At 38.4% G+C, this 21,605-nt stretch carries 16 protein-coding genes; 1 reads left to right on the forward strand and 15 read right to left on the reverse strand.

Annotated features, from left to right (window positions below; genetic code table 11):
* Positions 1-10: 10 nt before the first annotated feature.
* From E7303_RS00535 to E7303_RS00555, 5 genes are read right to left on the reverse strand one after another with little or no spacing between them, the layout of a single operon-like run.
* Positions 11-2,941 (reverse strand): insulinase family protein, encoded by a 2,931-nt coding sequence (locus tag E7303_RS00535; RefSeq protein WP_292143348.1) that lies wholly within the window; start codon positions 2,939-2,941, stop codon positions 11-13.
* A 24-nt stretch (positions 2,942-2,965) separates the two neighbouring features.
* On the reverse strand, positions 2,966-4,579 hold the full coding sequence (locus E7303_RS00540) for a hypothetical protein (protein ID WP_292143349.1): 1,614 nt from the start codon (positions 4,577-4,579) through the stop codon (positions 2,966-2,968).
* Positions 4,580-4,619: 40 nt separating this feature from the next.
* Entirely contained in the window at positions 4,620-5,357 is a 738-nt protein-coding gene (locus tag E7303_RS00545) for a YebC/PmpR family DNA-binding transcriptional regulator (protein WP_022773242.1), read from the reverse strand.
* Between the two features lie 25 nt (positions 5,358-5,382).
* On the reverse strand, positions 5,383-6,453 hold the full coding sequence (locus E7303_RS00550) for a hemolysin family protein (RefSeq protein ID WP_292143350.1): 1,071 nt from the start codon (positions 6,451-6,453) through the stop codon (positions 5,383-5,385).
* A 57-nt stretch (positions 6,454-6,510) separates the two neighbouring features.
* Entirely contained in the window at positions 6,511-7,959 is a 1,449-nt protein-coding gene (locus tag E7303_RS00555; protein ID WP_292143351.1) for a hypothetical protein, read from the reverse strand.
* Positions 7,960-8,096: 137 nt separating this feature from the next.
* Between E7303_RS00555 and E7303_RS00560 the strand changes: the two genes are divergently transcribed.
* The gene (locus E7303_RS00560; RefSeq protein WP_292143352.1) at positions 8,097-9,305 is read left to right on the forward strand and encodes a J domain-containing protein; all 1,209 of its coding nucleotides are present in this window, start codon (positions 8,097-8,099) and stop codon (positions 9,303-9,305) included.
* Positions 9,306-9,396: 91 nt separating this feature from the next.
* On the opposite strand, the gene E7303_RS00565 is transcribed toward E7303_RS00560, so the two are convergent.
* The 10 genes from E7303_RS00565 to E7303_RS00610 form a co-directional block, all read right to left on the reverse strand.
* On the reverse strand, positions 9,397-10,491 hold the full coding sequence (locus tag E7303_RS00565) for an alpha/beta hydrolase (protein WP_292143353.1): 1,095 nt from the start codon (positions 10,489-10,491) through the stop codon (positions 9,397-9,399).
* 2 nt (positions 10,492-10,493) lie between these two features.
* Positions 10,494-11,381 (reverse strand): alpha/beta hydrolase family protein, encoded by an 888-nt coding sequence (locus E7303_RS00570; protein ID WP_292143354.1) that lies wholly within the window; start codon positions 11,379-11,381, stop codon positions 10,494-10,496.
* A 69-nt stretch (positions 11,382-11,450) separates the two neighbouring features.
* Complete coding sequence (locus E7303_RS00575) at positions 11,451-14,408, reverse strand: glycoside hydrolase family 3 C-terminal domain-containing protein (RefSeq protein WP_292143355.1); 2,958 nt, start codon at positions 14,406-14,408, stop codon at positions 11,451-11,453.
* A 13-nt stretch (positions 14,409-14,421) separates the two neighbouring features.
* On the reverse strand, positions 14,422-15,021 hold the full coding sequence (locus E7303_RS00580; RefSeq protein ID WP_292143356.1) for a hypothetical protein: 600 nt from the start codon (positions 15,019-15,021) through the stop codon (positions 14,422-14,424).
* A gap of 143 nt (positions 15,022-15,164) precedes the next feature.
* Complete coding sequence (locus E7303_RS00585; protein ID WP_292143357.1) at positions 15,165-16,037, reverse strand: alpha/beta hydrolase family protein; 873 nt, start codon at positions 16,035-16,037, stop codon at positions 15,165-15,167.
* Between the two features lie 108 nt (positions 16,038-16,145).
* Positions 16,146-17,435, reverse strand: coding sequence for an ATP-binding protein (locus E7303_RS00590; RefSeq protein WP_292143358.1), 1,290 nt, complete (start codon positions 17,433-17,435; stop codon positions 16,146-16,148).
* Positions 17,432-18,145, reverse strand: coding sequence for a LytR/AlgR family response regulator transcription factor (locus tag E7303_RS00595; RefSeq protein ID WP_292143359.1), 714 nt, complete (start codon positions 18,143-18,145; stop codon positions 17,432-17,434). The genes E7303_RS00590 and E7303_RS00595 overlap by 4 nt, the downstream gene beginning before the upstream one ends.
* Before the next feature lie 15 nt (positions 18,146-18,160).
* Positions 18,161-19,318, reverse strand: a complete 1,158-nt coding sequence (alr, locus tag E7303_RS00600) for an alanine racemase (RefSeq protein WP_292143360.1) — start codon at positions 19,316-19,318, stop codon at positions 18,161-18,163.
* Positions 19,319-19,327: 9 nt separating this feature from the next.
* Positions 19,328-20,884 (reverse strand): NAD(P)H-hydrate dehydratase, encoded by a 1,557-nt coding sequence (locus E7303_RS00605; RefSeq protein WP_292143361.1) that lies wholly within the window; start codon positions 20,882-20,884, stop codon positions 19,328-19,330.
* Positions 20,885-20,932: 48 nt separating this feature from the next.
* The gene (locus tag E7303_RS00610) at positions 20,933-21,595 is read right to left on the reverse strand and encodes a hypothetical protein (RefSeq protein ID WP_292143362.1); all 663 of its coding nucleotides are present in this window, start codon (positions 21,593-21,595) and stop codon (positions 20,933-20,935) included.
* Positions 21,596-21,605: the final 10 nt, after the last annotated feature.

Consider the following 21,605-nt stretch of genomic DNA (forward strand, 5'->3'; position numbering starts at 1 on the left):
AATCCCCCTTTTAAGCCTTTACAAGCTGCTCAACAACGTTGAACAAACTCCTGCTTTCTTCTATCTTGTCTGCTGTTCCGATAACGCAAACGCAGTTATCTTCCATAAACGCGTCAACATACGCAGCAAGACTTCTGATTGTCTCCTTGGTCGTCCCCAAAAGTTCATCACGGCTTTTCTGAATATTCTCCATTTTAGCGTGACACATATAAGCTGTAAGCCCATAAGTCCCCTTGCCTGAAGGTGTCTTTGGTGTGTCGAGATCAGATATCGCGCCAATTATATACTGAAGGATTACTCTGTCATCTGCCTCAAAGTTCTTAAGATAATCAGATGCCTTCTCAAATACATCAATACTATTCTGGAGATTAGGATCTCTATAAGTCACAAATGCACTGTCGCCATTTTTAGCATAGCTGCTCATGCATCCGTATGCACCGCCAAGTACTCTGATATTTCTCCAAAGATAATCATAGCCCATCATTACCTTCAATACTCTAAGGGCTCCATTGTACTTAAGTCCTTTATTCGCATAATTGCCGGCTCTGCAGACATACTGAACCTGTCCTGCAGTAATAAACGCCTCATTTTTCCTGCTAGTTGTGATCTCCAAATGGCCCTTCTCGCATTCTTCTGTGAAAAGAGATTTAGAGAACAAAACGCTCTCCTTTGGAACATTCTCATACTCTTTTTCAGTTCCGGTTATATCAACCAAAAGGTTCTCTGGTCTGAAGATAAGCTTGCAAAGTCTATAAAGATGCTCAGATATTTCCTTTGCTCCTTCATCTGTTTCAACTTTTTTCAGAAGTTCCTCAAGAGTTCTGAAGTATCCAATACCACTTACCTGATCTGAAACAAAGGCAGCCGGCGAAACATAGGACATAGCACGAAGAGCCGCTGTCTGATGACCTGCAGATGAAAGATCAGATGATAGTCTTGCATACTGCTCACCAAATATCTCTTTTAATCTCTTTGTATCATCAAACTTAGTGCATGTAAGGATCTCTTTTACCAGTTCAAAAGCGTATGAAAGGTTATCATGAAGCACCTTCACGCTGATCTCAAAGGCAGTTTCAAATTTCTTAACATCGAAAGAATCTGTATAAGTGCTGATAGATCCGCTTATTCCACCTGTTCGTATATTGATCTCGTTGTAAAGATCTCCATATGTATAGTGTTCAGTATCCATCATGCCAAGCACTTTTTTAAGCACTGCAGCATATGGAAGGTCCTTTGCATCTATATTCTTAAGGTCAAAGACAAATGTCAGATAGTCAATTCCATTAGTAAAAATGTCATGGAAAAGAATCTTAACACCATCCATTTCTCTTTCTTCATATTTGAACTGTTCAGCTTCCTTTTTAAGGTCTTCAAGCTTAAGAAGCGGAATCTTTTTAAGGTCCTCAGGATCATCAGGTGTTTCCTGATATTCCTTGAGCTCTTTAGTCTCTTTTACAATTCTCTTTATCTCATCTGCAGATAAGGAATCCTTGTAAGCAGCAAGCTTTTTTGAAAGCTCCGCATCTTTTTTCTCAGTAAGACCTTTTTCAGGCTCAAGCATAAGTACTGTCTTATGATTGTTGTTAAGAAGATACTTAACAATGAGCTTTTCAAAGTAGTCTCCATCAACCTCTTTCTTCAGTTCAGCAAAGGTATTGTTTGCTTCAACGTGAATCCATGGCAGTTTGTCATCATAGAGCCAGCTGTCATAGATCTGAAGGCCATACAGAAGTCCCTTTGGAAATCTTCCAAAATCAGCTTCTCTATACTTAAACTCATCATAGTTAAGTCCGGCCATCAGAGCTTTCTTGTCAATGCCATCCTTAACCTGCTTTTCAAGAACTTCAACGATAGTTTTTACAAATTCGTCCTTCTGAGAACTGTCAGCATTTTTGGCAATTATTGAAAATACAGGCTGTTTGATTCCATTATCATACTCACTGTAAACATCCTGTCCGATTCCCTTGTCAATAAGAGCCTTCTTTATAGGGGCTCCCGGAGCTGAACAAAGAGCATAATCCAGAATATCAAATGCAATATATGTCTTTCTGTCTAAGGTTGAACCTATGCTGCAGTTGTAAGAAAGATATGTGTTCTTTGACTCGCTGTCAGACTCAAGGATTGAATAAGGCTTTCTGACCTCCTTAGGAGAAGAAAATCCTTCCTGCGTTGCAATCTCAGAATCAACTTTAAGATAATCAAACTTCGAGAGATAGTTTTTATCGATATAATCAAGCTTTTCAGCCATATCCATGTTTCCATATAAATAAATATAGCTGTTTGAAGGATGATAATATTTCCTGTGGAAATCAAGATAATCCTCATAAGTGAGCTCATAAATATGATCAGGATCTCCACCTGACTCAAAACCATAAGTAGTGTCAGGATAAAGAGAATTCTGAATTTCTCTTGAAAGGACATCATCTGCAGAAGAAAATGCACCTTTCATCTCATTGTAGACAACACCGTTAATTGTAAGATCAGAGGACTCATCCTCCATCTCATAATGCCAGCCTTCCTGCTTAAAAATCTTATCAGTCTTATATATATTGGGATAAAAAACCGCATCTAGATAAACGTGCATCAGATTCTGAAAGTCAGCATCATTGCAGCTGGCAATAGGATACACGGTCTTATCCGGATAAGTCATAGCATTTAAAAATGTATTGAGTGATCCCTTAACAAGCTCTACAAAAGGATCCTTTATTGGAAATTCTTTTGACCCGCAAAGAACTGTATGCTCAATAATATGAGCAACACCTGTAGAATCCTTTGGTGGTGTCCTAAATCCAATAGAAAAAACCTTATTCTCTTCATCATTAGACAAAAGAGCAATTCTTGCCTTTGTCTTTTTATGGCTTAAAAGATAGCTTTCAGAGTTGAGATCTTCTATTCTTCTCTTTTCAACTATCTCATAAGCGTCCAAATCTTCTATTCTCATAATTGTCCCTTCAAATTATATATTTTAAAAGTCAAAATCATCGCCTGGCTTAAGCGGAATATCAAAATCATCCTTAAGGGCCTGTTCGATCTCTTTTCTATCAATGGAGATCGTTCCCTCAAATTTAGGCATCTTCATCCGTGGTACCTCGTCTCGTTCGCCTAAATCCGCCTCAGTTTCCATAGGAAGTACCATTCCTTCCGGCACGAAGCGCTGTTCTTCTTTGACTTCTTTTTCCTTTGTTATAACTTCACTAACTTTTTTATTCACTATTTCTTTTGCAATATCCTCAATTTCTTCCTTGCCCTCATCAGCATCGTCAGCGCTTTCTTCAGCTGCCTCTGCCTGTGTTTCCTCCTGTTCTATATTCTCTTCATCCTCTATCACAATAAGTCCATCATCTTCCGGAGATACTGTAATAAGGCTGACTACGCAGGCAAGTACGAAGCCATAGAATATAGTGACCATTATCTGAGAATTCATCTGTGTAGCTCCCATAAAAGGAACTGTTACATAAATGATAAGCATAGATAAAAGCCATGGAGAAACTCTGTCAATCTTTCTGTTTTTCCAAAATCCAATGATAACACCAGACATGGCAATAACAGTAACAAGATATATTATCTTATAATCCGTATAGATCATGAAAAGGCTAAAGGTATTAAGATTCTTAAAATAATATGTAGCCCATTTCACTAATGTATTAAGCGTATTTTCAGGTCCAAGCTCCTGGATGATCATTCCAAAGAAACTACATACGCCACCAAGTAAAACAAATACTAATTTAAACAGCCCACTCTTTAACTGCTGTCCGACAATAAACAGAATAGAGAAAACAAATGGTGCAATAGTAAAAAGTGTTCCGGCATCTGTATAGCCCATAAAACCAATTACAGCACCAACAATCAGATACCAAATGATCCAAACTTTTGATATAAAGCGTCCACGGTATGTGCCTCTCAAAAGCGCCGCTATCAAAAAGAGTTCTATAGAGAACATTGCATAAAAAAGATTGTCAGTTCCAAGAGAAGGTATTCTGAACCTGTCAACAAATATCGGCATAAATGAAACAAAGGAAGCAAAAACAATAGACGGAAGGCTTCCTAATAACATTTTTACCGAAGCCGATGAAAACAGGATAAAAATGCAGAATGAAACAATCTCAAAGAACAGCGCAACGTTTATGTCATTACCTGTAAGAAAAAGAATACCTCTGAGAATAAAGGTGTATACGATAGACAACAGATCATTTTCGGAAGTTACATTTGTACCGCCGATCACAGCATTTTCATAAAGAGAAAGCTTACCGGAAACTTCAAGAGCCCCATTGGCACAGACCTTCATCCTTAAAATAAATGCACTGGCAACTATGATTCCCAGCAAAAGCCCATAAAGAATGTCAAAAAGATTTTCTCTTGAAGCAACCCCATCTTCAATGCTGTCATATAACTTTCCAAAAAACACCATCAGCACTGACATCAAAAGAATTCCCAGAACCGTCAGAACTGCTGTATACATTATTTTTTTATCAGACGGAAAAAGTCCTAAAAAGAAGCTGGAACTCGCTACCATCACCACATCAAAAATAATAAACAAAGCCCAGATGCAATACGCTGGCCACATACGTTTCAGTTTCATTTTAGGACTCCCCCCGCCTATCAAATATTAAAAATAATAATTATTCGTCTGCCTCTTCCCAGTTATGGTAAACAGCCTGAACATCGTCGTCCTCATCAAGAAGATCAAGGATTCTCTGAAGATACTTAACTGTATCAGCATCTGTTACAGATACGTAGTTCTGAGGAATCATTGTTACTTCTGCTGAAACAGACTCAACATTCTCTCTGCCGAGTGCCTCAACTACAGGCTGGAAATTCTCAGGAGAAGTAAGGATCTCATAGCTGTCCTCTTCCTCATTGAAATCATCAGCGCCTGCATCAAGAACAAGCATCATAAGGTCATCAGAAGACATTTTGCACTCTTCCTTATCGATAATGATCTGACCTTTCTTATCGAACATGTAAGATACACATCCAGGTGTTCCAACGTTACCATTTCCCTTAGTGAATGCACTCTTAACGTTTGAAGCTGTTCTGTTCTGGTTGTCTGTAAGTGCCTCAACAATGATAGCTGTTCCGCCAGGGCCATATCCTTCATAAGTAATATTCTTGTAATCAACTGCTCCGTCAGCACCTGATGCTTTCTTGATTCCACGATCAATTGTATCGTTAGGCATGTTGTTTGCCTTAGCCTTTGCAATAACCTGTGCAAGCTTAAAGTTGTTAGCTGGATCTGGTCCACCTTCCTTTACTGCAACGGCAATTTCTCTACCGATAATAGTAAAAATCTTTCCCTTTGCTGCATCATTCTTTTCTTTTTTGTGCTTGATGTTAGCAAATTTTGAATGTCCTGACATAAAAACTTCCTTTCATAATAATTAACTATTTTGCTATTTCTAATTCTTTTTCCTCACTGCCCGTCTCATCTTCCGGGAGCTTTGTCATAAGAACGCTCTGGATCATATGATTCTGTACAGAAAGGATCTTGAAATTATAGCCTTCAACTGAAGTATCAAATTCTTCGTCACTTTCCGGTATCCTGTCCAATTTGGAAATAAGATAACCGTTTATTGTTTCAAACTCAGAATCCTCAAATGAAATTTCAAATTTCTTTTCAAGGACTTCTAAAGGAGTCATACCATCGACGATAAATTCGCCTTTGTTCTTGGTAGGTTTAATATAGTTCTCATCCTCATCATATTCATCAAGGATATTACCTACTATTTCCTCTAAGATATCCTCCATAGACACAAGTCCTGCAGTCTGGCCATATTCATCAATTACTATGACCATCTGAGTTTTAGATGACTGCATGCTACGAAAAAGAGAATCGATATTCCTTGTCTCAGGTACAAATTTAGGCTGACGAAGAAGGCCTTTTATCTTCCTTATAGGAAGCTCCTCATCTGTTTCCTCTGAGAGCTTTTTCATGGCATCTCTTATATGCATTATGCCAATTATGTGGTCGATATCATCAAGATATACAGGGAATCTGCTGTTATTGGTCTCCATCATGAAGTTAATAGCTTCTTTAAGGGTCATGTTTGCATCGATAGCCACCATGGCATTTCTATTTGTCATGATATCCTGAGCTTCCTTATCTGAGAGCTCAAAAATATTAGATATCATATCTGCTTCTGACTCCAGGATAACGCCATGTTCCTGACCTTCTGTAACCATAGACTTGATCTCTTCCTCAGTCACATCCGAAAGGCTGGCATCACCGCGATCTCCGCACAAATATAAAATGGCTTTATAAAAAACATTGATAAGAAAGCCTTCGATACTTGTGGCATCATCATTAAAAAACTTAAATACCCTGACATTCTCTTCTTTTTCCATTTCATCGCCCTTGAAGTGCCATACAGCGCGGAAAATGGAATGAATAAGTATATCAATAAAAAGAACTATAAGTACTGCAATAAAAATGACAGAAGGCAAGCCTTCGTCCATAATCAATCCTCCTACCTGCAAAAAGACGCATAATATCAAATTAAACTATAACACATTTTAGTTTTCTCTATCAAGCCTGTCAATTTCTGCCTTTATTGTGCTGTCATAAATGCCATCCTTCTCTTTTTCTGACATAGGAAGATTTTCATAAGGAATAAGAAGATTGTGCTTTCTGCGGCTGTTATCCCTTTTTTCAGCAAAAGACCAATGATTAACAAGATGAAATCTGCTCCATCTGATATGCTCGATTCTCCAGGCATCCTCACTGTCCTCATCCATAACGCCATCATTTTTTAGGCGCTTTTCAATCCAATAATGATCTGCTCTTGCTATGCTTGAACTCTTCTTAAATCCATCAAGTTTCTTCCATTCGTCTTCCATTTCTTTTTCATAATCAGAAGGCGCAGTCCTGTTGCTGTATCTAAGTGCGTAGTCATAGTTAAAGAGCTTACCCTGTCTATAGAGCTTTTCACTCTTGACATTATCTTCAGTGAGAATGTTCTCCATATCACCAAATACCATGATCTTATCTGATACATAAATATCGGCGTAACTTATCTTTTCATCTGAATAGCAATGGATCTCAGCAAGAGGATTAACATAAAGGACCTTTTGGATAAAATCAATCTGGTCCTCTTTTTCAGTGTAGATAAGCCTGTCCATATCAGCAAGAATATCCATTTCCATATCCCATGGATTCTCATGAACAATAATCTTATCGTTATTCTCAGTGGAAAGATTCTTCAAAAAGTCTGCTCTTGAGCCTTCCATCCCCCAGATATGATACTCAAAGGATTGCTTTAAGCTATAAAGATTATTCAGATAGCCATATTTAAAAATAGCAAAAGCTACATCACCTGAGCCAACTATAGCAATTTTGTAGTTTTCATCCCTGTGGTCATATAGATTATTCTTTTTCCAAAAATCTCTTGCCATAAGGTCATTAACATTAAAGAAATGCATCTGGGTATTAATAAGATTGCCTGCCTTGAGAAGTGATGAATCAAGACTGTTCATCATCATATATACATTCTTATTAGCCAAAGCCTTAACATTCTGGCTGACAAATCTAATGCTCTCCGCATCGTCTGAGAGCATTAGAATATGATTCTTTACTCTCTCAGGCTTTGAAAGTCCATCAACAACATAACCATGCTTCAAAGTACTTCCAAGCGCCCTTCCAAGTTCATTGTCTGTGTAAACTACTGTTGCATCCTTTGAAAACCTTGAAAAGAAATGCTCAATCTTGTAAAAAGCATATTTCACAAAGCTCAAAATAATTCCAGCTGTAACTACAACGGCAGCTATTTTAGCAAACAAAATGATTGGAGTTTCATAATCAGAAACAGGATTTACAAAATAGATTGCTATAGCAGCATAGATTACCTGAAATGCATTCATCTCCCCGGACTGCGCATAACCTATGCATGCAAGAATAAAAGGAACCAGCCCTGCCAAATATTTTATCCATGGATATTTTTCCAAAAGCTTTTTTAATATTTTCATACACTCACCTTTTCCGGCTAAACGCCACTTTTTACCTTATCATTTAAAAGAGACTTCTTCAAGACTCTCGACACCTTTTCATTTTTCATATAAAATTTTCTTTGTGTGGGGATTTAGGGTAAGGAGTTTTAGTAATTATGGTTTCTTTTTTAATGATGGCCGTTAATGCCATCTCAAGTATTGTTGTTTCAGTTTTAAAGGCATTCTTCTCAATGCTTTCCTGGTTTATAAGAGCTTATGTCAGATTTCTTAAGCTGTTTTTCTGTATTCTTCCTGTTACATCAATTTCATTTTTTCTATTACTATGTATAAACGTGTTTCTGCTCTTTGGAGGAAACTTCGGGCTATTATCTATAGGAGCCGGCCCTGATCCTCAGGTTCAGGCGCCCCACTCTTTAGATATCCAGGGCAGTGACCTGAATATTCCTGAGGAGATGGTAAAAGAGGCCAACAACAGTTTTACCAAAAATAACTATGTTGTTACTTCCTTTTACAACGATATCAGGACCTGGTGGATTGAATCGGTTTACTCATATAAAGGTGCTCCTCTTTATATTTTTCTTTTGATACTGACCATCATAATGATAATCCCTGTTGGAACCATTCTTCTTTCCATCTCAGTATTCATGTCATTTAGCAAGATAATTTTCTTCTGTATCATTGCAGATGCTGTAATTTACGTTTTAAGAGCCTTTATCGGTAAAGGTTTTGTGTCTCAGGCCCTTGACCGCTATTACCATCTTTTCCCTGATGCAGGCAAAAGACATTATGAAAAAGACTATGAAAAATGGCTCAAGAACAGATCCTATGCCGATTCCGAGGATGAACACGATCATCGTCGCAGTAAAAGAGCCTCATTCTATGAAGATGAAGATGATGATTATGAAGATGAGGACTACGAATACGAGGATTATGATGAAGAAGATTACGATGACGAAGACTACGATGACGAAGACTACGACGATGAAGATTATGATGAGGACTACGATGAAGAATACGATGATGAATATGATAAAGATGAAGCATATGAGGATGACGATGTAGACTACGATGATGAGCCTGAGGATGACTACGATGATATAGATAATGACGAGTATGACTATAACAACTCAGGCAATGGCAAAAGATACAATAATTCAAAATACAATAAGAACACTTATGGTAGCGCTACACAAGCTACATCAAGTTCTTTTGACTTCTTTGCCGGTTGTACTACAAAAGAAAGCGTTGATAAAAAATACAAGTCTCTCGTAAAACTCTACCATCCTGATAACATGGACGGTGACACTGCTGCTCTTCAAGAAATAAATGTCCAGTACGATAAAGCCAAACGGAAATTTTCATAAATAGACAGTTAAGATGAAATAATGCGCCCTGTTTTCTGTTTTGAATAAACATGAAAGAGAGCAAGGCGCATGCCACTCGCAAAAATATAGTTTAATTTTTAAATAACACCTGCAAGCTATTGTAGTAATAGTAAGGTGCATAAAGATCTCCATGCTCAAAATTTGAAAGCACATAATACAAATTATTAGTGTTTGGATCATCACCGTATGAGAAAATTGGCTGCTTTTCAAAATATGCCATCTGTGTTCTAAGTGAACCAGCATCTGTGGGACCACCACTTCCAACATATATAAAGAAATCCATATCCGGATTATCATCTACCGCTTCCTTCAAATACTGATAAGCCTCCTCATCAGTAGGATTTTCGCTTATCTGCTTTCCGGCTACGCAACTTGCACTCATAGGAGCCCACCACTTAAAATACGGAAGAGCTGAATGGAACATATACCATGTACAACAGCTTCCACGTGAATAACCAGAAAAACCTCTATGATCTCTTGACGCAATAAGCCCATCCTGGTCAAAGCTTTCTGTATATGTATTATATTTTGCCTCTACCGTCGGAATTATATCTTCTACGACTTCTTTCCAAAAATTAGCAGGTACCCCGGTATAGTTTCCATCTCCAGCAGGGGCGTCCGGCTCAGTCTTCCTTATTTCATCTGCCTTATCAGGCTCAAGATAATAAGTAGTAAATACCAGAATTACCGGGTCTACTTTTCCGGATGCAAAAAGATTATCTAAACGGTTTTTATACTCTTCCTGTAAAAAATAATCATTGGAAAGCTTATTTCCGTGCTGAAAATAGAGCACATTATAAGGTTCTGTCCTGTTTTCATCATAATCACTTGGCAGATAAACATTCACATATTTATCATATGTTTTCCCATCTTCATACACATCAGTAGAGTATTCAACTTTTTCAATTCTGCCTTTTTTATCACACTTTGAATCCATCAAATCATATTTGACAAATTTTGTATCTGTACTCAGAATACTCCCGGCCGGCGAAGTAATAAGAGTCTCAGTTTCATTTAACTTTTCCTCAGGAAATTTATGTTTAACATAATATGTTGTAACATCTATATCCTGTTTTACTTCTTGTTTTGTAGATTCTTTCCCACACCCAACAGCAGAAACAATAGTCATTGCTAAACAAATTGCTATAGTAATACCTTTTCTCATATTCATCTCTCCCCAATAAAATCAATCATAGTCGTAATAACAAATTCCTTACCAGCATCATCAAGTTCTGAATAGCTGTGTCCTGAATTAGGCAAAGAATAAAAGACTGCACTTCCTTCGCTTCGCTTATTATAGGCATCAATCTGATTCTTTCCGCCCTCATATGCAAAGTCCTGCTCGCCATTAAATAATATTACATCCCCGGTATATCCTTTTATCTTTTCGAATGGTTCATCGGAATCATTTTCGGGAATGTATGTTTCATCATCCTCTTCTCGCGCCATCATTTGCTCATTTATTCCAGTTGACAAAAGAATCAGTCCTGCTATTTCATTATGACTTGCAGCAACAAATGAAGATGTTACTCCTCCGTAGCTTTCGCCAAATAAAAAAATCCTATCGGTGTCTACATAATCCAATGTTTTCACCTTGGCAAGTACAGTTTCAAGATCAGTCATTCTTGATGTGTAATGAGCTGGAAACAGCTTACTTCCCTCGCTTTTTGCCCCGCTTTTATTTCCACCACAACATTCAAAAGAAAAAGCAGCTATCTTTTCCTTCGCAAGTCTTGAATATATGGCATAAAAATTTGTAGCATAACCACTTTGACCATGTGTATATATAACAACCGGTACTTTTTCACCATCAGCAATTCCAGTTGGTTTCGTTTCAACTGAATAGATGTGTCGTCCTGTCACACTATTTTCCAAGTAATATTCAGTAGATTCAAAATCATCATTCTTCTCAAGACTTCGCCCCTCTGTAAACCAAGGAGAATTTGCTTTTGCTGCCTTTGAATTATCTGTTGATGCTGTGTTACCACAAGCCATACTGTTAAACGAAATGAATACTATAACTAAAAATAGGACTACCCAATTTCCTTTTTTCATCTTTTCACCCCAATATTTAAACTAAAAGTCCCAAAAATTATATTTTTGAGACTTTTAATTCATATTATATTATTTATTCTTTTTAATACTGTGAACAAGCATGAATATACTAAATGCTGCAAGGATTCCAAATACAACATCGAGAACAATTATAAGTATCTGCCACCATGTGACAACTTCTACAACCTGCATATTTGCAGAAACACCGTTCATTGCATTTGAATTGGCTGTCGTATAAAGGATGTGCTTAGTAGCTTCCTTCATTGCTGCAACAACTGTAGGATCATCCTTGTATTCGACAAGCTTCTGTGTCCACTTTGCGCCATCGTTGCAATCCCAGCCATCTCCACCTGCCATAAGACCATTTAATACATCCATGTAATTGTTGTTGTTTGAGAAGTCAGTCAGCACAAATCCGGGCATTCCCCACTCTCCGCGAAGAATTCCTGTAATGAGACCATAATCTCCACCAGCCCAAACGCAACCAAGTCTGTTAAAGCCTGTCATGACACAATAAGCAGATGCTTCAACTACAGGGTACTCAAAGGCCTGAAGATAAAGCTCTCTGGCTGCCTGCTCATTTGTCCATACACAGATACCATCTCTGGCTGTTTCCTGGTCATTGAGTGCAAAATGCTTCAAATAAACATATACACCTTTACTCTGAATACCAGAAACTTCAGCAGCACATATCTTACCTGAAATAAATGGATCCTCAGAATAATATTCAAAGTTTCTGCCACTGTATGGTGTTCTATGAATATTTACACCAGGACCATAAATTCCTGAATATGCCTTGCCATTTGCCAGCAAACAGTCGTTACCCATGCTGCGGCCAACAGCTGTTGCTACTTCAGCATCAAATGATGCAGCCATAAGATCTTCAGAAGTATAACTTGTAGAAGATCCACCGCCTGTAAGTGTAGCCGTAATACCCTGTGGACCATTCTCATCCTTTGTAGCAGGCTTTGATACTGAAGCTACAGGAGCTGTAGAATGATATGTCTGGCCAATAAGCTTTGCCATTTCGTTAAAAGAAATCTGATCAACAAGATCATCCCATGTGTAAGTCTTGCCATCAATTTCAATGCTTCCATCAATTGGAACACCTACAAACTGGGCAAGATTAAGATTTCCTTCCTTACCAACAACAGGCATTTCACCATCAGTATTCTTTGTATAAACTTCGTTCATCTGTGCAACCATGTCATCAGATGCAGACATCTTGTAAGCTGCCTCATAGCTATCATTTGTAATGTTAGCAACAGGCATTGTTCCTTCCCAGTCAGATCTTGTCAGATAAACGATACCATCACCATTATCGCCTTCCCTTCTATTGAGGTCTGCATGGTCTAACTGGTTCTGAATCTCGTTTCCTGTTATAGCTGTAGCAAAAACAGTGTTATCCTGAATGGGAACATTGTACTGGCAAACCATATCTCTATTACCATCAGAAGTCATGCCATTTTCTACTGTATAGTCTTTTGCTGCCAGAATATTATTTAACGCTTCATGTGAACCATTTGCTGACGTGAAATAGTAATCACCAGCATCTAAAATATAGGTTCCTGCTGTATTTGCATCATAAGCTCTAAGTTCAGTCTTCGGAACTGTTATTTCTGCAACAGCACTTCCACCTGCAGGTACATCTACCTTTGTAAATCCAACAAGCTCAACAGAAGCCTTCTCTACACCATTTAACCTATCATAATCGGTGTATGGTGACTGCATATAGATCTGTACAGCTTCTCTTCCGTCAACATTTGAGCTATTGCTTACATTAACAGTAAATTTCAAATTATCGCCATCTTCTTCCATTGCGATGCTCTCATAGGAGATATCGCTATAACTAAGACCGTAACCAAAAGGATATGCAACTGTAGATGCATAATCATATTCACCAACATTTTCAGTTCCCATTACTACATCTTCATAACGGGTCTCATAGTAACGGTAACCCACATAGATGCCTTCCTGATATGCAACGTAATATTCATTATTACCTTCAGAAAAAGACAAACCTTTTGACTTGGAATTTGTATAAGATGTTGCATGAGCATTCTGAAGCGCAGGTGAAGTGAGGTTATCATAGCAATAGGTATCTACCAGTTTACCTGATGGATTAACTGTACCATTCAAAAGTTCACCAACTGCACTGATTCCCTGACCTACTTCTCCAATCCACATACAGGCATCAATTCCATAATCAACTCCGCATATATCAGGATTGAGAAAATCAAGCTCAATCGCATTTGCAGCGTTCAAAAGAACTACAATCTTCTTTAAAGATCCGTTTGCCTTAAGCTCTGAAAGTTTAGCTAAAAGATCTTTTTCATCCTTGGAAAGCTGCAGGATATTACCATCAGCATCTCCTGCTCCATACCATGGAAGATCGGCTCCTTCGCCGCACACTCTTGAAAAAACAACTACAGCTGCATCACCATAGCTTTTAATTGAATCCCATTCATTACTTGAATATTTGCTGACAGGTACTTCATTAACCTTGAACTCGCTATTTTCAAAAATATAGTTATTCAAACTTCCTGAAGCAAGAATTCTGCCATATTCCTTACCAGCGCCTTCTGTATAAAAAGACCACATGGTTGGATTAACTTCAAATCCATCTTTTTCAAGTGCATCCTTAAGGCTGTCAACACCGTCAGTGTTCATTCCTCCTGAACCGGTACCACCGTAAACAAATTTAGATGAATTGATACTAGCCAGTGTGATCTTGTCACCTGATTTAAGAGGAAGGGCATTATCTTTATTCATAAGTAGAACTGCGCCATTTGCAACAACGCTTTCTACCACCTTCTGTCCTTCGTCAACCTGCTGATCACTTGTGTAATCAGGCTCAAAATATGTAATTCCTTCGTCACCTATGACTTTAGACCCTTCTACTCCCAGGACCATATTTATGATCTGGGAGTAGTTGTTGGCAATGGGGCCACCAATCAATGTGATAAGGAAGAAAAGCGTAAAAACAATACTAAGGACTACCCAAAGTACATTCTTTTTCTTCTTCAAAATAAATCCTCCATCAAGCCTCTGTTATGAGCTTAATCTCTGGCATTGTGATAATTCTGTATCCAAGACTTACATCTTCAGGATCAAGTGAAGGATCCTCAACTGTGATAGTAAGTGTCTCAGCATACTTTGAAAGGAATGCTTTTCCATCCATAGCACCATTCTCAGGATCAGCGATTTCCTTCATGTCGTCTGTCCAGTTTGCTGTATCAAGAACACAGTGACCAGCAATATTGCTTCTACCGTATCCTTTTTCATGCTGCTCGAAATAAATTCTGTCAGCAGGCTGAAGTGTATAGTCTACATGAGTTGCCCAACCATCTGCTGAAGCTGCTGATGTGCACTTACCTGTATAAACAACTGTTCTAAGTCCCTTAACTCCAGGATCTGTTGTTCCAAAAATGTGCTCCTGATATGTGAGCTCATATGTGTTGTCGCTGTTAACCTTAAGAGTTACTACATCACTGCTGTACCAGCCGATAGCATCGATGTAAAAAGAGTTGCCGCAAGTAAATGCCTTGCTAAGAGAAGCTGAGCTTCCACACGCTGTAAGACTTGCACAAGTCATTACAAGAGCCATAAGAACTGCTAAAAACTTTGAAACTTTCTTCATTTTTGATTTCCTCCAAAAATTATATGTTTTTTACTTTTCACAATTTAACATCTACAAATTTTCATTTACATACGTACATCAAAAATGGTATTTCTCACATCATAATTTGCTGTACAAAAAAATCATTGACCTTTTTCTATTTATCAATCCAAATGAGCATCCAAAAACTCAAGAGTATACTCTGTTGCTTTTTTTGCAGTTTTTGCCTGGAAACCATGCTCGGCGTACTCAATCACTTTAAGTTCAGCATGATCGTATACTTCAACAGCCTTTTCTGAATAACTAAGATCAACTACCTGATCCTTGTCTCCATGACAGATAAGAACATCACCGTGATATTTGGATATTTCTTCATAGGCATCGAGATTAAATACATCCTCTGTATACTTTCTTCCGATTGTCATACCCATAATTTCTTCTTCATCGGGAACTTCGTCCAAAGAACTGTAAAGAGATCTGCGTCCTTCAGGAATTGAAAGTGCAGGGAAATATAAAACAAGTGCTTTTACCTGTTCTGATCTCTTTGCTGCAGTAAGAGCCGCAACGAATCCACCCTGGCTCTGTCCCATCAAAAAGAAATTTGAAGAATCAACATAGTCAAGCTCTAAAAGCTGATCCATAACATCTGATAAATTCTGAACTTCCGTAAGTACACTCATATCAAGACTTGAACCTTCAGATCTTGATCCAATACTTCCACCGCAAAAATCAAATGCGTAGCAAAGGTAACCCTTTTTAGCCCATGACTTTCCATAACCGTCAAGCATATCAGCATTTGTGTTGTAACCATGACACAAAACCACTGTGGGATGCTTTTCCTTACCATCCTCAGGCTTGTACATCATGCCATAAATCTTCTTTCCATCACTTGTAAGGTCAAATTCTTCAGCAGTGACTGAAATGGACTCACTTGATGCAGTCGCAGATTCACTAACTGGTGCCGCATTCTTTCCGCAGCCTGCTAAAATCGTTGTTCCCAACAATATAGCCATAGCTATTGCCCCTAACTTTTTCATAAAGAATACCTCCAAAATTTTTTCTTAAAAAATAACAAAAAATGCGGCCCGTCTAAAGACGAACCGCACAATCAGTACATTCTACATCATAATTTTCAATTAAAAAAACTAAAGCATGATAATATCCAGATTAAAGACTTTCCCTTCTGCTTTCACAGCGATAGTTCCATCATACTTTTTAACTATTCGCTCCATACTCTTCATTCCAAATCCATGATATCTCGGATCTCTCTGGCTCTTAGGAATACCATTTTCCATAACAACATTTCCATGAAAGGAATTCTCGATATGGATCGTAGTAGTACCACCGCCGCTTGAAACAGTGAGCATAATAAATCTTTCATCTTCCGGAAGTTTCTTGGTAGCATGAATAGCGTTGTTGAAGGCATTGCCAAAAAGGCTGTAGATATCAACATCATCCATAAATGAAAGCTCTGCTCCATTTACAAGGGTTGTAAGCTCAATATTTTCCCTGCTACATAATTCTTTCTTTTCAGCTATTACCACATCAAGAATATGATTTCCGGTACTCACAAATTCCTCATACTCTTCAATTTTCTTTTTTAAAGCTCGCAGCTGATCTTTAGGAAGTTCAAGCTCGTAACCATCAAGAATCCCCTTAAGATCATGGTACTTTTCATTTACCAGTTCAATGCTCTCTTTGCTTCGCTTCATCTGGTCATACTGCTGATGCATAAGCTCTTTCATGGTATCAACACCATTCCTGAGCTCAACTCTTTCCATAACACCGAACTGAAGAAGCAGGATAAAGAAATCACAAAGGATCTGATAAATAGCCTCTGCACCTATCGCAAGCAAATTTCTGTCATAATTATCTTGCGAAAGTCTTGCCATTCCAATACAAAAAACTAAAGCAATTGCTGAGAATACAGCTTTTTCTTTATTATGAAAAATGCTCTCTCTTTTTCTGGTAAAGGGCCTGAACATAATAAACAAAAGAAGATATACCAGACCATAAATAAAAACATCGAGAATTATAACGCCGTTTAGCACAGAGCTCATTTCACCAATCCCCGGAACGAGCTTTATAACAGTCTTTACAGTCCCGGATATATCTTGAGCTATATAACCCGATGATGCTACAAAAAGCGCCGTGTAAAAATTCTCATCAAAAGCCAGATAACAGACAATTATTGTAACGAAAAACACCAAAAGTGATGCTACTGCCCTCGTAATACCGCTTCTGAGCATATTTATGTCCAGTATGCCTGTATGTACAAATAATTCAATTAAACATATTCCAAAGATAGTTCCTATAATAAATCGAACAGCAAAATTCTTTTTCTTGCTAAGATAACCTGCAAATGGCAAAACACCTATAACTGACTGGAAAAGAAGGATACTTGTCCTATGCTCCATATACCATATTGGCATCATAACGTTCCTCCTTTGTACTGGGCAAAAGCCGCAAGAAACTCTTTTCTCTTGCCCCTGGATATAGGTATTGCCTCTCCGGCAACTATAACATCGTCCTTTCTTATTACCTCAACATATTTGAGATTCACAAGAAAACTGGCATTGCATCTTGCAAACTTAGCCTCTTTAAGGAGAAGCTCATATTTGCCAAGTGTTCCCCATTGTCGGACAGTCTCATGCCCCATATGAAAAAGAATGTCATGTCCTGAGCTTTCAACATAAGTAATACTGTCAGCACTAACGCGTCTTCCAGACTCTTTGTTTTTCAGCTCAATGAGGACTCCGGGATTCCTGTATGACAATGTCTTTAATGCTCTTGAAAGTTTTGCTGAAAAAGAAGCATACTGAAGTGGTTTTAAGATATAGTCAAAAGCATTGACCGAATACCCTTCAACCGCATATTGAGTGAGGTTTGTAACAAAGATGATCATGACTTTTTCATCACGAAGTCTTATCTTTTTTGCTACATCCATTCCAAGCATATCAGGCACTTTGATATCCAAAAACAGAATATCTGCATCCTGCTTATAAGAAGTCAAAAGATTGATTCCTCTATCGTACGTATCAACACTATATTCAAATGATGGATTTTCTTTTCTGTATCTGGATAAGACTCCCAGCAGTTTATCAAGCTGACTTTGCTCATCCTCCAAAATAGTTATCTTGTACAAATCAAAATTTTCCCTTTAAACAAATACCCTTGGAACTCTTTTGTTTATATTGCAGGTAAGCTCGTAGTTAAATCTTCCGCTTATTTCTCCGAGCATTTCAGCAGTTATCTCATTTCCTGATTTTTCATCTTTTCCAATGAGAATAACCTCATCTCCCTCTTTAACATTGTCTATATGTGTTACATCAACCATAAACTGATCCATACATACTCTGCCAATGATATTGGCTCTTTCGCCATGGATAAGAACATAGCCTTTGTTTGAAAGACTTCTTGGATAGCCATCACCATATCCGACAGGAATCGTTGCTATCTTAGTCTCCCTTTCAGTCACATATGTTCCGCCATAGCTTACAGGGGTTCCTGCCGGTACAGTCTTTATCATAACTATATGACTGATAAGTTCGAGGGTTGGCTTTAGATCTACTATATTCTTAGGAACATCCTCTGATGGCCACATTCCATACATTGTCACACCTGCACGCACCATATCCATTGAACTTTCTGGAATAGATATTATGCTGGCACTATTTGCGCAGTGTCGTAACTTTATCTTAATTCCGCACTCAGCCTCAGCCCTGTCAACAAAGTCTTTAAATACAAGTTCTCTCTCTTTTGCATTTGTAAGATCTTTTTCATCGGCCCTTGCAAAATGTGTGAACACACCTTCAATATCCAGATTTTTAAGAGCAGCTACTTTCCTTATAAACTCTACCCCATCTTCATCCGGAGTAATTCCTATACGTGACATTCCTGTATCAACAGCTATATGAATCTCAGGCTTTTTACTTATATCGCCTCTTTCAAGTAGCTTTTTGGCACAGGCATCAAGCTCTTTTGCCATATCTATTCTAAATACTGCAGGTCTTATACCTTCTATCAATAGCCTCTCATAAGCATATGAAAAAGTGTATCCTAAAATAAGAATAGGTTTTTTAATAGCATTATCTCTAAGTTCAAAAGCTTCCTCTGCTGTAGCTACAGCATATCCCCAGATATAATCCTTGTTTTCCAGCTCCTGAGCTATTCTGACTGCGCCATGACCGTAGGCATCTGTCTTAACAACCGCCATTATTTTGGTTCCGGCAGGAATATTCTTTCTCATGCTCTCCAAATTATAATCAATTGCCTTTAAGTCAATCTTGGCATAAACTCTGGAAAATTCTTCTAACATTTCTAAACTTCACCTCAGTATATCTTCAAGTTCGGCCGCAATATCAGATGCGACCATAGCATATTTACCATGCTTCGCAGCGGCATTATCACCACAGGCGCCATGGATATATGTGCCAAGACACGCAGCCTCAAAGCTGGTGTTTTCAAGGCACACAAGTGCTCCAATTATGCCGGATAATACATCTCCCGATCCGGCAGTCGCCATACCATCATTACCGCTCACATTAATATATATCTTTTTCTCGTTGCTGTCACTCACTATAGTTCTGGCATCCTTGCAGACAACAGTACATCTGAGCTCTTTTGCAAGTTCTTTTGGATAAAAAAGGATATTCTCCTTGCAATCACTGACAGGCTTTCCAAAGAGTCTTGAAAATTCTGCCAAATGGGGCGTTAAAACAAGCTTTCTGCCTCCAACTGAGTAATGAGACAAAAGCCTTCTGTACTCGATGTTCATAGCTACAAGATTAAGCGCATCTGCGTCCATTACAAGGTGCTTATTACAGTTATTAAGAATGATACCAAGAAGCTCATCGCCCTTCATATCAATCCCGATTCCAGGTCCTATGACCACAGCATCTGCCCATTCAATATCCTTTATGAGCTTATCAGCCACAGGCTCAAAATCTTCATATACATCAATAAGAGCTTCAGGAAGAAGTGACTTAACAATTTCTGCATTCTCAATAGCAGTCATGATCTTGACCATTCCCGCACCTGAGCGAATGCAAGCACTTGCTGCCAGTACACAGGCTCCGCTGACATTCTTGGAGCCGGCAACTATAAGCACTTTTCCGTTGGTTCCCTTGTTGGCATCTTTGCGTCTCTTAGGAAGAAGCTCAGTTATCTTTTCATCATAGTAAAAAGCTGACGGCTCTCTTCCCAAAAAGCTATCATCAGTTATTCCTGCATCTTCCACATAGAGATTGCCGCAGTACTCACATCCGGGATAAAGGATCTCGCCGAGTTTAACCTGGTTAAAGGTAACTGTGACATCTGCTCTTACAGCAGTTCCCATAACCTTGCCGTTATCAGCATTAACACCGGAAGGTATATCAACTGATATAACAAGCATGTCGCTCTTTTTTTCTTCTTTACAGGCATTTATATACTCAACTGCCTTTAAAAAGCTCCCGGTAATATTCCGTGATAATCCGATTCCGAATAATGCATCTATAATGATATCCCATTCCAAGGAGTAAAGGTTGCCCGTCACATTGGAAAATGTGTCAGTTGTGATTCCATATTTTTCACAGGTCTTAAGCTGTTTAAGAAGAAGGTCACTCATTTTGGTGGGATCCCCTACAACCACCAAAGTGACAATATAGCCCTTTTGTTTAAGAAGTCTTGCAATAACAGCACCGTCGCCACCATTATTTCCTACACCTGCAAAAATAAGTGCTCTATATCTTCGCTCGCACTGTCTTTCTTTTGCCCACAGATCTATTTTTTCCACAACCTTTAGAGATGCTCTTTCCATCAATACTTCACTGGAAATACCAAAAACTTCAGAAGTATTTCTGTCATAGATCTTCATTTCCTGACTGCTCACTGCATACTTCATTCTTGCCCCTCCCCAATATAAAAGCAGGCTGCCAAAGGGCAGCCTAATTTATTCAACATATTCCGACTCGTCACCTGCAAGAGGTCTTCTTATTGGATGTCTTCTATCAGGATCATACTTCAGATCAAAAATCTCGATAACTTCCGGTCCAAAAATCTGATGCATATAAGAATATAGATTATAATTCTCCATTTCAGTTTCCTGAAGACGGATAACATTTTTCTTTAGCTCAACTCTGACCTTTGAGATCCACTCATCCATGGTCTTGATATAATCTGTATTCTCATGAAGTGTCTCATAACACACCTTCATAGTCTCGATCATGAGCTTATAGTCAACATCATATATCTCTCTGGACAGATCAAGAAGTTCATCCTGATGGGAATCAAGCCTGTCATTACAATCATTTATAAGTCTGGTTCTATCCTGTATTTCTTTTTCGATGGCGGCTGAATTGGCCGACTTGTTGGCTTTATCTCTGAGCGGCACAATTTCACCAAGAAGCTTTTTCTTAAGCTTCTTGATATCCTTAGTCTCGCTTCGGATCTTACCATCACGTTCTACGAGTGCATTAAGTTGATCTGCTAGCTGCTCGATCTCAGGTGTCATTTCTGTCTGAGTAAATAACTGATGCCATTTATTATCCAGCGTCAGTATAGGAATACTTTTCCCCTCAAGAGCAGACATATACACTTCATCACTCTTTGCCATCAGTTTCTCT

It is taken from the genome of Butyrivibrio sp., from assembly GCF_015056685.1.
Classification (GTDB): domain Bacteria; phylum Bacillota; class Clostridia; order Lachnospirales; family Lachnospiraceae; genus Butyrivibrio.

Bases quoted from the DNA above. Each gene is read 5' to 3' on its own strand.
- E7303_RS00535 (WP_292143348.1), bottom strand. From the start codon at position 2,941: ATGAGAATAGAAGATTTGGACGCTTATGAGATAGTTGAAAAGAGAAGA.
- E7303_RS00540 (WP_292143349.1), bottom strand. From the start codon at position 4,579: ATGAAACTGAAACGTATGTGGCCAGCGTATTGCATCTGGGCTTTGTTT.
- E7303_RS00545 (WP_022773242.1), bottom strand. From the start codon at position 5,357: ATGTCAGGACATTCAAAATTTGCTAACATCAAGCACAAAAAAGAAAAG.
- E7303_RS00550 (WP_292143350.1), bottom strand. From the start codon at position 6,453: ATGGACGAAGGCTTGCCTTCTGTCATTTTTATTGCAGTACTTATAGTT.
- E7303_RS00555 (WP_292143351.1), bottom strand. From the start codon at position 7,959: ATGAAAATATTAAAAAAGCTTTTGGAAAAATATCCATGGATAAAATAT.
- E7303_RS00560 (WP_292143352.1), top strand. From the start codon at position 8,097: ATGGTTTCTTTTTTAATGATGGCCGTTAATGCCATCTCAAGTATTGTT.
- E7303_RS00565 (WP_292143353.1), bottom strand. From the start codon at position 10,491: ATGAGAAAAGGTATTACTATAGCAATTTGTTTAGCAATGACTATTGTT.
- E7303_RS00570 (WP_292143354.1), bottom strand. From the start codon at position 11,381: ATGAAAAAAGGAAATTGGGTAGTCCTATTTTTAGTTATAGTATTCATT.
- E7303_RS00580 (WP_292143356.1), bottom strand. From the start codon at position 15,021: ATGAAGAAAGTTTCAAAGTTTTTAGCAGTTCTTATGGCTCTTGTAATG.
- E7303_RS00585 (WP_292143357.1), bottom strand. From the start codon at position 16,037: ATGAAAAAGTTAGGGGCAATAGCTATGGCTATATTGTTGGGAACAACG.
- E7303_RS00590 (WP_292143358.1), bottom strand. From the start codon at position 17,435: ATGATGCCAATATGGTATATGGAGCATAGGACAAGTATCCTTCTTTTC.
- alr (WP_292143360.1), bottom strand. From the start codon at position 19,318: ATGTTAGAAGAATTTTCCAGAGTTTATGCCAAGATTGACTTAAAGGCA.
- E7303_RS00605 (WP_292143361.1), bottom strand. From the start codon at position 20,884: ATGAAGTATGCAGTGAGCAGTCAGGAAATGAAGATCTATGACAGAAAT.
- E7303_RS00610 (WP_292143362.1), bottom strand. From the start codon at position 21,595: ATGGCAAAGAGTGATGAAGTGTATATGTCTGCTCTTGAGGGGAAAAGT.